This is a genomic window from Actinomycetospora sp., assembly GCF_036497245.1.
Classification (GTDB): Bacteria; Actinomycetota; Actinomycetes; order Mycobacteriales; family Pseudonocardiaceae; genus Actinomycetospora.
On the sequence record NZ_DASXJS010000096.1, the window covers coordinates 1 to 13,051 of the forward strand.

Consider the following 13,051-nt stretch of genomic DNA (forward strand, 5'->3'; position numbering starts at 1 on the left):
CTCGCGGTCAAGGGAGCCACCGCCTACGAGCGGGAGGATCTCGTCGAGCGACTGACCGGTGCCCGGCACCTGTTGTCCGACACGTCGGTGACGGTGTACGTCGTCGGCGAGTTCAAACAGGGCAAGAGCTCTCTGATCAACGGCCTCATCACCGCCCCGGTGTGCCCGGTGGACGACGACATCGCCACCGCGGTCCCGACCAAGGTCGGGTACTCGCAGCAGGTGCGGGCCGTGGCGAGCTTCGAATCCGCCGCCGGGGGCGACGCGTCACCCTGGACGGAGGACGTACCCGTCGGCGAGATCGCCGCGTACGTCACGGAGAGCGGCAATCCCGGGAACCAGCGGCGGTTGCGGTCGGTGACCGTCGGGCTCGACCGCCCGCTGCTGGCCTCCGGTCTGACGCTGGTCGACACCCCCGGGGTGGGCGGACTGGGGTCGCTCCACAACGCAGTCACCGTCGGGTCCCTGCCCCAGGCCCATGCCGTCGTCTTCGTCTCGGACGCCTCGCAGGAGCTGACGGTGGCGGAGGTCCGGTTCCTCCGGACCGTCAAGGAACTGTGCCCCACCATCATCGTGGTTCTCACCAAGATCGACCTGTATCCGGAGTGGAAGCGGATCCGCGACATCGACGCCGGGCACCTCTCCCGCGCCGGCCTGGACGTGGAGATCCTCCCGATCTCCTCCGAGCTCCGCGACCTCGCCGCGAGTGCAGGCGACCAGGAGCTCAACGTCGAGTCGGGCTTCCCCCCGCTGGTGCAGTCTCTTCAGGACGTCGTCCGGGACGCCGAGCGCGTCGCGCTCCGCTCGGTGGGGAACCACGTGATCTCGGCGGTCGGCCAGCTCGAGCCGGCACTGCGGTCACGGGCCTCCTCGTTGACCACGCCGGAACGCTCCGCGGCCCTCGTCGCCGAGCTGACCCGGGTGCGGGAGCGGGCCGACGCGCTCCGCGAACGGTCCTCGCGGTGGCAACAGGTGCTCTTCGACGGGTTCGCCGACATCTCGTCGGACATCGACTTCGACCTCCGCGCGCGATCGCGTGAGGTGCTCCACGATGCGGAGAAGGCGATCGACGAGGGCGACCCGGCCAAGGACTGGCCGGCGTTCGAGCAGTGGATGCGCCAGCGTCTCGCCGGCGAGGCCCTCGATAACTACGGTCAGTTCGCGCGCCGGGCGCGGGAAGTGGCCGAACAGGTCGCCGAGCAGTTCGACCTGGCGGCGGGACAGGCGGTCGCCCCGGCCGGGATCGCGGCGCCGGTGGAGGTGATCGAGGAGATCGAGATCGACTCCTCGTTCAGTGCCGCGCCGAAGAAGACCGCCGGGGCCATGGCCGCGTTCCAGAAGGCCTACGGCGGCTTCATGATGTTCACCCTGCTGACCCACATGGCGGCCATCGCGCTCCCGGGGCCGGTCGGGGTCGGGCTGGGCCTCCTGATGGGCAAGTCGGGACTCGGTGAAGAGCGCAAGCGCCAGTTGGAGAAGCGCCGCGCCGGAGCCAAGGCGGCGGTGCGCCGCTTCGTCGACGAGTTCAACCTGCAGGTCGGGAAGGACTCCCGGGACGCGCTGCGCCGCATCCAGCGGGAGATGCGCGACGGATACACGCGGCGGGCGGAGGAGCTGCAGCGATCAGCCAAGGAGATCCTCGCCGCGGCTCAGAAGGCCGTGACCAGCGGTGAGGCGGAGGTGGACGAGCTGGCTCGTCTGAAGACCGACCTGGACTCGTTCGAGCTGATCCGCAAGCGCGCCCGCGAGGTGCTCACCCATGCCTATGACCCGCCGGCGGTGGCTGGGGCAGGTCGCCGGTGAACCCGGCGGGTCCTACGGGTGTCGTGCCCGCGGTGGGTCGGCTGCTCAACGAGGCGATGAGGGTCTACGCAGGTGGCCCCGCGGAGCCGGCACTGCGCGCGGTGGACGCGCGGATGCGCGAACCCTTGCGCGTCGCGATCGCGGGCCGGGTGAAGGCGGGCAAGTCGACGCTGCTGAACGCGCTCGTGGGCCAGGAGCTGGCCGCGACGGACGCGGGGGAGTGCACGCGACTGGTCACCTGGTACGTCGACGGCGTGGCCTACCGGGTCGACGTGCACCCGATCACCGGGCCGGCCCGGCAGCTCCCGTTCCGGCAGCGTCACGGCGCCCTCGAGATCGACCTCGGGGAACTGCCCGCCGAGCGGGTGGAACGGCTCGTGGTCACGTGGCCCTCGCCCACGCTCCGGAGCACCAGCCTGATCGACACCCCCGGGCTCGGGTCGGTGAACACCGATGTCTCCGCGCGCAGCGAGCGCATCCTCGCCCCGGACGATGGAGAGGTGACCGCCGCCGACGCCGTCGTCTACCTCATGCGCCACGCGCACGGGGAGGACGTGCGGTTCCTCGAGGCCTTCCGCGACGGTGCCCCGGACCGGCGCACCGTCAACACGATCGCCGTGCTCTCGCGGTGCGACGAGATCGGGCACGCCCGTCCCGACGCGATGACGACGGCGTCCCGGATCGCCGACCGGTACCGACTGGATGCCCGGGTGCGGGCACTGTGCCAGACCGTGGTCCCGGTCGCGGGGCTGCTGGCATCCTCGGCGGCGTCGTTGCGGGAAGCGGAGTACCGCGCGATCGTCACGCTCGCCTCCTCGCCGGACACCGATCGCCTCCTGCTCACCGCGAACCGGTTCGAGACGACCGAGACCGACGGAGGCGTCTCGACGACCGAGCGCACCGCCCTCCTGCGGCGCTACGGGTTGTTCGGCGTGCGGACCGCGGTCCGCCTCGCCCGTGACGGCGGCGTCCGCAGTGCGGGCGACCTCGCGCGCGAGCTCACCGCCGTCAGCGGCATGGGCGAGCTCCGGCAACTGCTCTCCACGCAGTTCGGCGCCCGCGCCGACGTGCTCAAGGCGCGCTCGGCCCTCGCCGCCCTCGACGCCGTGCTCCGGCGGTACCGGATCCCCGCGGCACGCGGGCTGGTGCACGAGCTCGAGCGCGTGCAGGCCGGCGCCCACGAGTTCGCCGAGATCGCGCTCATCGACGACCTGCGCAGCAGGCGGGTCCTGCTCCCCGAGTCCGAGCTGCACGACGCCGAGCGGCTGCTGGGCGGCGACGGCATGGACACGGCGACGCGGCTGGGCCTGGACCCGCAGGCGGATGCCCAGGCGATCCGGCGGGCCGCGGCCGAGCAGCACCTGCGCTGGCAGCGACGCGCGGAGGGCGCCGGGGTCACCCGGGAGCGTGCCGAGGCGGCGCGCGTCCTCGTCCGGACCTGCGAGGGGATGCTGAGCGTGCGACACGCTGAGTATTCGGCCGCGCCGCCCCACCGAGGGGGAGTAGGCCGCTACTCATGACACCGGTCTGCGCAGCTCGCAGGGTGGAGGTGTGAGCGAACAGGAGGGGAACGGCGCCGTTGACCGCGCCGTCCGGGCAGTGGAGGCGGTTCGCGCCGTCGAGACGGCGACCGAGGGCGGCGCCCACCCGCCCACGCGGCTGCAGGCCCATGCTGCCCAGCTCCGGTTCGCGGGCGCCGCGGGCGCCGCCGCCTACGCGGGCGGCCTGGTGTACGGCCTGTCGGAGGCATCGGCGGCCGCAGAACCCGCCGCGCTGGAAACGCCCCTCGGGCCGGAACCCGGCAGCGGCGGAACGGCGCCGGGCGGCGACCACGGGGGCGACCAGGGCGGCGGCGCCGGCGGCGCCGGCGGCGCAACGACCGGGGCCGGCGTGCCCGGACCCGGCGGCGGTCACGTGTCGGTCGATCAGCAGGTCAGTGGCGTCGGCGTGACCCCGGACCACGTCAGCGGCTCCATCGGCCACGGCCCCGACGGCTCGGTGGTCGCGACGACCGCGAGCTCGTGGCACGGCGGTGGCGGCGAGTCCCACGGCCCGGGCGGCGGATCGGGTCACCGGGACGGGGGTCGGGGCCAGTCCGAGCCCGGCCATCAGGGCGGCGGGCACGACGACGGGGGGATCCTCGTCCAGCAGTACGAGACCGTGGTCGTCCGTGAGGACGCGAACGGCAACTTCATCGTCGACAGCCACCTCGTGGTCGTCGTGCAGTACGGCGGCCACGAGTACAGCTACGACGGGCACGACGTCTACACGGTCAGCCCCGACGAGCACGCCGACCTCGTGGTGCACCAGCACGAGGACGTCGTGGTCCACCACCGGCCGGACGGCAGCTACGAGGTGGCGGTCGACGCGCACACCACCGTCGACGTCATCCCCGACGACGACGGGCACTTCGACGCCGACATCCAGCAGGAGGAGTCGACCACCGACGACGGCGGCCACGAGCAGCACGGCCACGACGACGGCCACCTGACCACCGAGCAGTACGAGGGGGTCGACGACCGGGGCGGTGGCCACGGCACGGTCACCCAGACCGAGGTCACCGACGGGCACGGGTCGCAGACCCAGGACGCCGACGGTCGCGGCTCGGGCGACGTCACCCAGGGCCAGGAGGGCGGCGACGGCGTCGACCAGACCCAGAACGCCGACACCCGCGACGGCGGGCACACCACCCAGACCCAGTCCGGGGGCAAGGACTCGCAGCAGACCCAGAACCACGACGGGCGCGGCGGAGCCGGCAGCACCCAGACCCAGACCGGCGGGAAGGGGTCGCACCAGACCCAGAACGAGGACGGCCGCGGCGGCGGCCCCAGCACCCAGACGCAGAGCGGGGGCAAGGGCTCGCACCAGACCCAGAACGACGACGGGCGCGGCGGGCAGGGCACCTCACAGACCCAGGCGGGGGGCAAGGGCTCGCAGCAGGACCAGCACGCCGACGACCGTGGCGGAGGCCCGGGCAGCCAGGTGCAGGTCGGGGGGACCGGGTCCCGTCAGACCCAGGACCTCGACCAGCGCGGTCTTCCCACGGGTCCGGCGCCCGCCGCTGCCAGTGGCGTGTCCCCGGCCGGGACGACCCCGGCCGCGACGGAGACGGGAGCTGCCGCCGGCAGCGCGTCCGGCGTGCCCCTCGTCGCCGCCGGGGGTGCCGCGGCCACCGGTGCCGCAGCCACCGGACTCGCCACGGCGGGCCACGCCGCGGCCGCTACCGCGTCGTCTCCCGACGGGACCTCGATCGACCCGACGTTGGTCGCCCACCCCACCGACCTGGCGGTCACGACGTCCGCTCCGGGGCCGGACGCGGGCGCGCCCGATGCCCTCCACGCACCGCCACCGACCGGCCTGGACGACGGGCCTCTCGTCCGCGGCCCCGCGGCGGGCCCCGACGCCCCCGGAGCCGGTGCACCCGGCGGGGTGGCGACACCCCCGACCCCGGTCACGCCGCCGATCGGCGTGGGCCACGGTCCGGAGACGACCCCGTTCGGCGCGGCCGGCAGCGCCGCTCCCCAGACTCCCTTCGGCCACCCGGCGGCAGACGGCGGACCGGCCTCGTCCCCCACGGACGGGGCCGCCGATCACACGGCCGCGGCCGATCCGGGGCAGCACACGGCCGCCGAGCACCCGAACTCCGCAGCGGACACCCACGCGCCGGCGGCGCACCACGAGACCGCCGAGACGTCCTCCCACGAGAACAGCGAGGGACACGAAGCCCAGGGGCACCAGGATGACGGGGGCGAGGGGCACTCCTCGACCCACGACGCCACCGACCACACCCTCGCGCACCACGGGTAGCTGGAGCACACGATGACCTTCGTACTCGGTGTCGACCTGGGGACGACCTTCACCGCTGCCGCGGTCGGCCGCGGCGACCAGACCGAGATGGTGCCCCTGGGCGATCGCTCGGCAGCCATCCCGTCGGTGGTCATGATCCGCGAGGACGGCACCTCCGTCGTCGGCGACGCCGCGCACCGCCGCGCCGCTGCCCAGCCCGCCCGGGTGGCGCGCGAGGTGAAGCGTCGCCTCGGCGACCCCACACCGCTCATCCTGGGCGGCGAGCCGCACTCCGCGGCGCAGATCCTGTCGCGTCTGCTGCGTGCCGCGGTGGACGCGGCGGTCGAGCGCGAGAACCGCCGCCCCGACGGGATCGTGCTGACCTACCCGGCGAACTGGGGCCCGTACAAGCGCGAGCTCTTCGAGTCGGTACCGCGACTGGCCGACCTGACGAAGGTCTCGATGGTCACCGAGCCAGAGGCCGCCGCCGCGCACTACGCGTCCACCGCCCGCGTTCCCCAGGGCTCAGTCGTCGCGGTCTACGACCTCGGCGGCGGCACCTTCGACGCCACCGTGCTGCGCCAGCTCGAGGACGGGTTCGAGTTCCTCGGCCCACCGGAGGGGATCGAGGGCCTCGGCGGGATCGACTTCGACGAGGCCGTGTTCGCCCACGTCGACCGCAACCTGGACGGCGCACTGTCCGCGCTCGACCTCGACGACCCCAAGGCGGCGGCGAGCCTGGTGCGGGTGCGCCAGGACTGCGTACTCGCCAAGGAGGCCCTCTCGGGCGACACCGAGACCTCGGTCCCGGTGATGCTCCCCGACCGGCACACCGAGGTCCGGCTCACCCGCGGCGAGTTCGAGGAGATGATCAGGGCCCCGATCGAGGCGACCGTCTCGGCGCTGCGCCGGGCGCTGACCGCCGCGGACATCGCCCCCGAGGACCTGAGCAACGTGCTGCTCGTGGGGGGTTCCTCCCGCATCCCGCTCGTCTCGCAGATGCTCTCCGCCGAGCTCGGGCGTCCGACGGCGGTCGACACGCATCCCAAGCACGCAGTGGCTCTCGGGGCGGCGATGCTGGCCGGGCGGCGCCGCCCCGCGGCGCCGCGACCCGGCACGCCCGTGCGCGGTGTGCCGGTCGCGCCGCCGTCGGGCCGTCCGGCGGACCGCCGCCGGGGTGCGGCCGGCCCCGCGTCGACACCCCCTGCCGAGGCGCGCCCTCCGGGTCGGGGTCCGCGGAAACCCGCGGTCGACGCGACCGCCCTCGCGAACGGCGCCACCGTGGTGGCGAAGCCCCAGGGCGCGCCCACGCCGGTGCGGGCGACCGGGTCCTCCGGGCGCCTCCCGGTGGCCGGGCCACCCGCCGGAGGGCCCCGGGGGATGCGCCCGCCGCCGGGCAGCGTGCCGATCACGCCACCGCCCTCGACGCCGTTCCGTGCCGGGCCGCCGCCCGGCGGACCGACGCCGCCGAACGGAGGGGACCGCAGAGCGCCCGGGCGGGAGGAGAACCCTCCAGGGTCGGCCGCCGGCACGGCCCCGCCGGCGCTGGGGTCGTCCTCGGCCGAGGCGGCCGAGACGCGCCGCCGTCGGATTCGGATGGGCGTGCTCTGCGGAGTGCTCGCCCTGGTGCTGGCCGGCGGTGGTGTCGCCACCGCGGCGGTGCTCACCAGCCGCTCCGGTGGGGCCACCCTCCCGCCTCCGGCCCCCGCCGCGGTGCCCACGACGACGGCGACCCCGCAGGGCGCGGCGCCGATCGCCCACGTGCCCGCGGCCGACGGGGGATCGGAGCCCACGTCGGTCCACCACAAGTCGCCGCCGACCACGACGACCAGCCGGAAGTCGGACTCCGGCTCCGGGAGCGACGGCGGCTCCGGGTCGTCCTACGGCCAGTGAGCCGCCCTCCGGCCGGTGGTCGTCAGCCGCCCAGGGCGTGCACGGTCACCGCGTACCCGCCGCCCTCGTAGGGCTCGGCGCCGTCCCAGTCCGCGGAGCGGGCGCGCAGGGTGAGCCCGGCGCCGACGCAGGCGGTGTCGTAGGCGACCAGGTCGGGGAATCCGACGCCGTCGGGGAGCGTGAACGGCACGTGCTCGGCGTCCAGCCCGAAGCCGAGGACCAGCAGGCCGCCCGGTCGCAGGTGAGCGGCCAGCCGCGCGATCACCCGGGCGTGGGTTCCGGGCGTCAGCAGGGGCCAGAGGTTGCCCGCGCCGACGACGAGGTCGAACCGGCGCCCGAGGTCGAGCCGCGCGAGGTCGGCCAGGCGCCAGTCCAGTTCGGGGCGTGCCCGGCGGGCCTCGGCGAGCATCGACGCGTCCAGGTCGGTCCCGACGACGTGGTGCCCCAGGTCGGCCAGGCGCGCCGCGACCCGGCCGGTGCCGCACCCGGCGTCGAGCACGTCGCCCGGGTGCCGCCCGATCCCGGCCAGGAGGCGGTCGACCCGCCGGGCCTCGCCGTCGAGGTCCGCGCCCTCGGCGGCCATGGCGGCGAACCGGGCCGCGTAGCCGGGGCCCGCGGTACCTCCGGTGACGGCGAGCCACGGGTTGGCGGGGGAGTCCTCGATCATGGGCCGGACCCTACGACCGCAGCCGCCGGTAGACCCGCTGCTCCGGGGGGTCGACGGGGTTGTCGGGCTCGACCCGCGCGGCGGTGACGAAGACGAACCCGGCCTTCTCCAGCACCCGCTGGGAGGCCCGGTTGCCCGCGGCGACCGGGACGAGCAGCTGTCCGCACGTCGGGTGGGTGGCGAGGGTGTCGTCGGCGAGTGCCCGGACGAGGGCCGATCCGAGCCCGCGTCCCACGTCGCCGGGGGCGCCGACGAGGTAGTCGATCGTCATCGCGTCGGCGGGGACGGTGATGAAGGGTCTGAACTCGGCGACCTCGTCGAGATAGGCGTGCCAGAACGAGCGCTGGCACAGACCGAGGGGGCGCCCGTCGGCCAGCGCGACGAGGTCCTCGTTCGGCTCCTCGCCGCGCAGCGTCGGGCCGAAGTCGCGCTCCACCGCCTCCGAGGAGGTCTCGTGGGCCCACCAGCGGGCGACGTGCGGCTCGGCCAGCCAGCGCGCGATGAGGCCGAAGTCGTCCCGGGTGACCGGGCGGAAGGTGACCTCCACCCGGCGGGACGCTAGTCGCTGCCCACGCCCGGTTCGACCGGATTGCCGCGGGAGGGAACCGTGGGACGATGACGGCCGTCGAAGGGGGTGAGATGACCGGGACGCATCCGGCCATGACGTGGCCCCCGTACCGGCCGAACGGGCTGCTGACCCTGGCCGCCTGGGAGGCCCTGCCCGCGGACACCTCGGTGCGTGCCGAGCTGGTCGAGGGGGTGGTGCTGGTGATGAACCGGCCCGTTCCCCGGCACCAGCACGTCCTGGTGGAACTGGCGGTGCAGCTGCGCGCGGCCGCGGTCGGGCACGTCGTCCTCCCCGAGGTGGAGCTCGTCATCGACGACGGCGGACGCGACGGAGGACCGGCGACGGTCCGCGAGCCGGACCTGGTCGTGGCGTTCCCGAGCGCGCTCGACGGCCGACCCCGGCTCCGGCCGGACGACGTGCTCGCCGTGATCGAGATCCTCTCGCCCGGAACGCGGCGGATCGATCGGGTGGCGAAGCTCGCCGAGTACGCGGAGATCGGCATCCGGCACTACGTGATCGTCGACCCCGACGGGCCGATCACCGAGTTCGTCCTCGACGGCGAGGCGTTCCGGATGGTGGCGACGCACGATCGGACCGCCCCGCTCACCTTCGGCCCGACGCTCTCGCTCCCGGCAACCACCGGCCGCTAGCCCGGGACGACGACGGCCCCCGTCCCGCACGGGACGAGGGCCGAGGTCGATCGGGTCCTACCGGCAGCCGCAGTGGCCGTCGTCCTGGCCGTCGTCCTGGCCGTTGCCGTGGTCATCGCCGTGGCCGTCGCCCCAGCCGCCACCGTTGTCGTCGCCGTGACCGTGCTGGTCGTCGCCGCCCCACTGCCCGCCACCGTGCTCACCGGGCTCGGTCGTCGGGGTGGTCGGCTCGGTGGTGGGCGGGTCGGTGACCGGCGGCACGATGACCGGCTTGGTCAGCTCGAAGTCGTAGGTCGTGCTCGGCGTGCTGATCAGGTCGACCGCCGACTGCAAGCCCGGGTTGCCGGAGCCCTGGTTGATCTCCACCGCATTCACCACGATGTCCGGGGAGCCCGCGACGAAGGCCGAGAGCGGCTTGGTGCCGCCGTTCGAGCACTGCTTCTGGTCCGCATCGATCACGCCGGGGATCACCTGCGTCGAGCACCAGAGGCCGGTACCCGCCTGGTAGTGGTGCCACTCGTCGGCCGTCGTGCTGTCGCCGGGGTTGTAGACCGGCTCGTAGGTGAGCGCCGAGTAGCCGCCGGCCGCGTCGCCGTTGTAGTCCACGATGAGCTGCAGGCTCGGGAACTGGATCGGGTTGTCCGCCGCACCCTGGCGGGCGGAGTACGCCGCGGTCGGGATCCAGTCGGCGAGCGGCGTCCCGGCGTCGTCGCCCGTCGCGTAGTAGGAGACCTTGTCGGAGCCGGTCGGGGTCGACAGGCGCAGCGCGGCCTTGCCGCCGCCCGTCGGCGCCTCGTACTCATCGGACACCTCGGCCTTGCCGTCGCCGCGGACGTCGTCGGCCTTGAACGGCGCCAGGTCGGGCAGGACCGTCGTCGTGGTCGTCCCGGACGTCAGCGCGTCCAGGACGTCGGCGTTGCCGGTGCCGATCATCGTGGCGGTCGCTCCGCCGATCACGAGCGCCCCGGCCGCCGCGAGTGCGGCGATCCCGCGACGCCCGAGCGTCACTCTGTGCTTGGCCATGTGAGTCTCGCCCTTCCCCCGAGGAGTGGCCGGATCTCTCTCCGGCCACAGCGGGGTAACGACGAAGCCTCGACCGGGTGACGCCGCCTTTACCTCGATGGGGCGATCCAGCTGCTCCGCCCGTGTTGTGACGACGCCCGCGGCACGGTGCCGGGCGGTTCTACATGCGCATGCATGCATGTATCGTCGCGCCCATGGGGCAGGGAGGCGACGACGCGCACGGTCATGGGCACGACCACGGCAGCCATGCCGGTCACGCGCACGGGGCGGGTGCCGACGGCAGGCGGCTCACGATCGCGCTCGCCATCACCGCGCTGGTCCTGCTCAGCGGGGCCGTGGGGGCCTGGGTCACCGGCTCGCTGTCGCTGCTCGCCGACCTGGGCCACCAGGTCACCGACGTCGCGGCGCTGCTGACGGCCGTCGTGGCCGCGCGGCTCGCACAGCGGCCCCCGAGCGCGCGGCGGACCTTCGGTCTCGGGCGCTCGGAGGTGCTCGGCGCCGCGGTCAACGCGCTCGCGCTGCTGGCCGTCACCGTCTGGGTCGCGGTCGAGGCGCTCGAGCGACTGCTCGCGGACGTCCCGCCGCACATCCCGGGCCTCGCGCTGCTGGTGTTCGGTGCCGTCGGCCTGGTCGGCAACCTGATCTCGCTGGCCGTGCTCTCCGGCGGCGACCGGGGCAACCTCAACGTCAGGGGCGCCGCGCTGCACGTGCTCGGTGACGCGCTGGGCTCGGTCGCGGTCATGGCGGCCGCCGGGGTCGTGCTGCTCACCGGCTGGCCCTACGCCGACGTCGTCGCGTCCCTCGTCATCGTCATCATCCTGCTGCCCCGCACCCTGGTCCTGCTCCGCGCCACCGCTCACGTCCTGCTCGAGGGTGTGCCGCCCGGTGTCGACGTCGAGGAGGTCCGGGCCGCCCTCGCCGAGGTCCCCGGCGTGCGCGAGGTGCATGACCTGCACGTCTGGGTCATCAGCGACCGCGTCCCCGCCGCGTCGGCGCACCTGGTCGTCGAAGACCACGCGACACCGCACTGCGAGGGCCGGGCCGCCGGTGGGAGCGTGCTCGACTGCGCCGCCGAGGCGCTGCGCGAGCGGTTCGGGCTCGAGCACTCGACCTTGCAGATCGAGACGGCCGACCACGCCGACCACGAGGAACACTGCGCCCCGCCGCGCGTCGTGCCGGGTTCGTCCCGCTGAGCGCAGGGCCATTCCGGTGATCCAACGGCTCTGACTTCACGCGTTAACGAAGCGGTGACATCGCGGCAAACGCCTTCACCCGCCGCTCACGCAGGATGCCTGGGTGGTTGCCCCGAACGGGGCGACGACCCCGGGCCCGGCGTGGAGGAACAGCAGCGTGTCACAGGACGTGGAGCCCGCGGAGGCGCAGTCGGCGCCCCCGAGCGGTGCAGCGAGCAAAGCCAACGAGACCCTCGAGGACTACACGCTCCGGTTCGCGCCGCGCAGCTACCGGAAGTGGCCGACCGGGGTGGTCGCGATCTCGGCCCTCGGCGGCATCGCGTACCTCGCCGACTTCGCGATCGGCGCGAACATCGGCATCTCCTACGGCACGGTGAACGCGCTCTGGGGGATCCTCGTCTTCGCGGTCGTGATCTTCCTGTCGGGCTTCCCGCTCGCGTACTACGCGGCGCGCTACAACCTCGACCTCGACCTCATCACCCGCGGCAGCGGCTTCGGCTACTACGGCTCGGTCGTCACGAACGTCATCTTCGCGACGTTCACGTTCATCTTCTTCGCCCTCGAGGGCTCGATCATGGCCCAGGGCCTGGAGCTCGGGCTCGGGATCCCGCTCTGGATCGGCTACGCGCTCTCGACGATCATCATCTTCCCGCTGGTCGTCTACGGCATGAGCCTGCTCTCCAAGCTCCAGCTCTGGACGACGCCGATCTGGCTGATCCTCATGGTGCTGCCGTTCGTCTACCTGCTCATCAGCCACCCGGACTCGGTGTCGACGTTCTTCGCCTACCAGGGCGAGGAGGGCCAGGGGTCGCCGAGCCTCGGCTCGGTCATGCTCGCCGCGGGCGTCTGTCTCTCGCTCATCGCCCAGATCGCCGAGCAGATCGACTACCTGCGCTTCATGCCCCCGCGGACGCCGGAGAACTCGCGGCGCTGGTGGACCGCGATGGTCCTCGCCGGGCCGGGTTGGGTGATCTTCGGCGCGGCGAAGCAGGTGGTCGGCCTCTTCCTCGCCGTGTACCTCATCGCGAACGTCGCGGGCGGCGCCGGCTCCGCCAACGAGCCCGTCCAGCAGTTCCTGGTGACCTACACGAACATCATGCCCGCCTGGCTGGCGCTCACCCTCGCGGTGATCCTCGTCGTGATCAGCCAGATCAAGATCAACGTCACGAACGCCTACTCGGGCTCGCTGGCCTGGACGAACTCCTTCACCCGGGTCACCAAGCACTACCCGGGCCGGCTCGTGTTCCTCGGCGTGAACCTCGTGATCGCGCTGATCCTGATGGAAGCGAACATGTTCGACTTCCTCAACACGATCCTCGGCTTCTACGCGAACTGCGGCATGGCGTGGGTGGTCGTCGTGGCCTCCGACATCACGATCAACAAGTACGTCCTCGGGCTCTCGCCGAAGCAGCCGGAGTTCCGCCGCGGCATGCTCTACGCGGTGAACCCCGTCGGGTTCGGCTCGATG

Annotated in this window: 10 protein-coding genes; 7 read left to right on the forward strand and 3 right to left on the reverse strand. The window is 73.5% G+C overall.

The features are described from left to right. The 4 genes from VGI02_RS10730 to VGI02_RS10745 form a co-directional block, all read left to right on the forward strand. Positions 1 to 1,803: dynamin family protein (locus VGI02_RS10730; protein ID WP_331627332.1), on the forward strand; the 1,803-nt coding region annotated here is incomplete at its 5' end. Positions 1,804 to 1,826: 23 nt separating this feature from the next. Further along, positions 1,827 to 3,323 (forward strand): dynamin family protein, encoded by a 1,497-nt coding sequence (locus tag VGI02_RS10735; RefSeq protein ID WP_331627333.1) that lies wholly within the window; start codon positions 1,827 to 1,829, stop codon positions 3,321 to 3,323. 31 nt (positions 3,324 to 3,354) lie between these two features. Continuing rightward, on the forward strand, positions 3,355 to 5,610 hold the full coding sequence (locus VGI02_RS10740) for a hypothetical protein (RefSeq protein ID WP_331627334.1): 2,256 nt from the start codon (positions 3,355 to 3,357) through the stop codon (positions 5,608 to 5,610). Positions 5,611 to 5,622: 12 nt separating this feature from the next. Beyond that, a complete protein-coding gene (locus tag VGI02_RS10745) occupies positions 5,623 to 7,482 on the forward strand; it encodes an Hsp70 family protein (RefSeq protein ID WP_331627335.1) in 1,860 nt (619 codons plus the stop codon). A 22-nt stretch (positions 7,483 to 7,504) separates the two neighbouring features. Here the strand turns inward: VGI02_RS10745 and VGI02_RS10750 are convergent, their stop codons facing one another. Together VGI02_RS10750 and VGI02_RS10755 are read right to left on the reverse strand one after the other, a co-directional pair. Beyond that, on the reverse strand, positions 7,505 to 8,149 hold the full coding sequence (locus VGI02_RS10750; protein WP_331627336.1) for a class I SAM-dependent methyltransferase: 645 nt from the start codon (positions 8,147 to 8,149) through the stop codon (positions 7,505 to 7,507). 10 nt (positions 8,150 to 8,159) lie between these two features. Next, positions 8,160 to 8,696 (reverse strand): GNAT family N-acetyltransferase, encoded by a 537-nt coding sequence (locus VGI02_RS10755; RefSeq protein ID WP_331627337.1) that lies wholly within the window; start codon positions 8,694 to 8,696, stop codon positions 8,160 to 8,162. A gap of 92 nt (positions 8,697 to 8,788) precedes the next feature. Between VGI02_RS10755 and VGI02_RS10760 the strand changes: the two genes are divergently transcribed. Next, complete coding sequence (locus tag VGI02_RS10760) at positions 8,789 to 9,367, forward strand: Uma2 family endonuclease (protein WP_331627338.1); 579 nt, start codon at positions 8,789 to 8,791, stop codon at positions 9,365 to 9,367. Positions 9,368 to 9,424: 57 nt separating this feature from the next. Here the strand turns inward: VGI02_RS10760 and VGI02_RS10765 are convergent, their stop codons facing one another. After that, positions 9,425 to 10,390: a hypothetical protein gene (locus VGI02_RS10765; protein WP_331627339.1), complete on the reverse strand. Its 966-nt coding sequence runs from the start codon at positions 10,388 to 10,390 to the stop codon at positions 9,425 to 9,427. A 194-nt stretch (positions 10,391 to 10,584) separates the two neighbouring features. Here VGI02_RS10765 and VGI02_RS10770 point away from each other — a divergent pair, with 194 nt between their 5' ends. Further along, positions 10,585 to 11,583 carry a cation diffusion facilitator family transporter gene (locus tag VGI02_RS10770; protein ID WP_331627340.1) on the forward strand — a complete coding sequence of 333 codons (999 nt, stop codon included), beginning with the start codon at positions 10,585 to 10,587 and terminating at the stop codon, positions 11,581 to 11,583. Positions 11,584 to 11,740: 157 nt separating this feature from the next. Then, a partial coding sequence (locus tag VGI02_RS10775) for a purine-cytosine permease family protein (RefSeq protein WP_414638242.1) occupies positions 11,741 to 13,051 on the forward strand: 1,311 nt, incomplete at its 3' end.

What these genes read in the sequence shown, in the direction of transcription:
- VGI02_RS10745 (WP_331627335.1), top strand. Translation starts at nt 5,623, where the DNA reads ATGACCTTCGTACTCGGTGTCGACCTGGGGACGACCTTCACCGCTGCC.
- VGI02_RS10750 (WP_331627336.1), bottom strand. Translation starts at nt 8,149, where the DNA reads ATGATCGAGGACTCCCCCGCCAACCCGTGGCTCGCCGTCACCGGAGGT.
- VGI02_RS10760 (WP_331627338.1), top strand. Translation starts at nt 8,789, where the DNA reads ATGACCGGGACGCATCCGGCCATGACGTGGCCCCCGTACCGGCCGAAC.
- VGI02_RS10765 (WP_331627339.1), bottom strand. Translation starts at nt 10,390, where the DNA reads ATGGCCAAGCACAGAGTGACGCTCGGGCGTCGCGGGATCGCCGCACTC.
- VGI02_RS10770 (WP_331627340.1), top strand. Translation starts at nt 10,585, where the DNA reads ATGGGGCAGGGAGGCGACGACGCGCACGGTCATGGGCACGACCACGGC.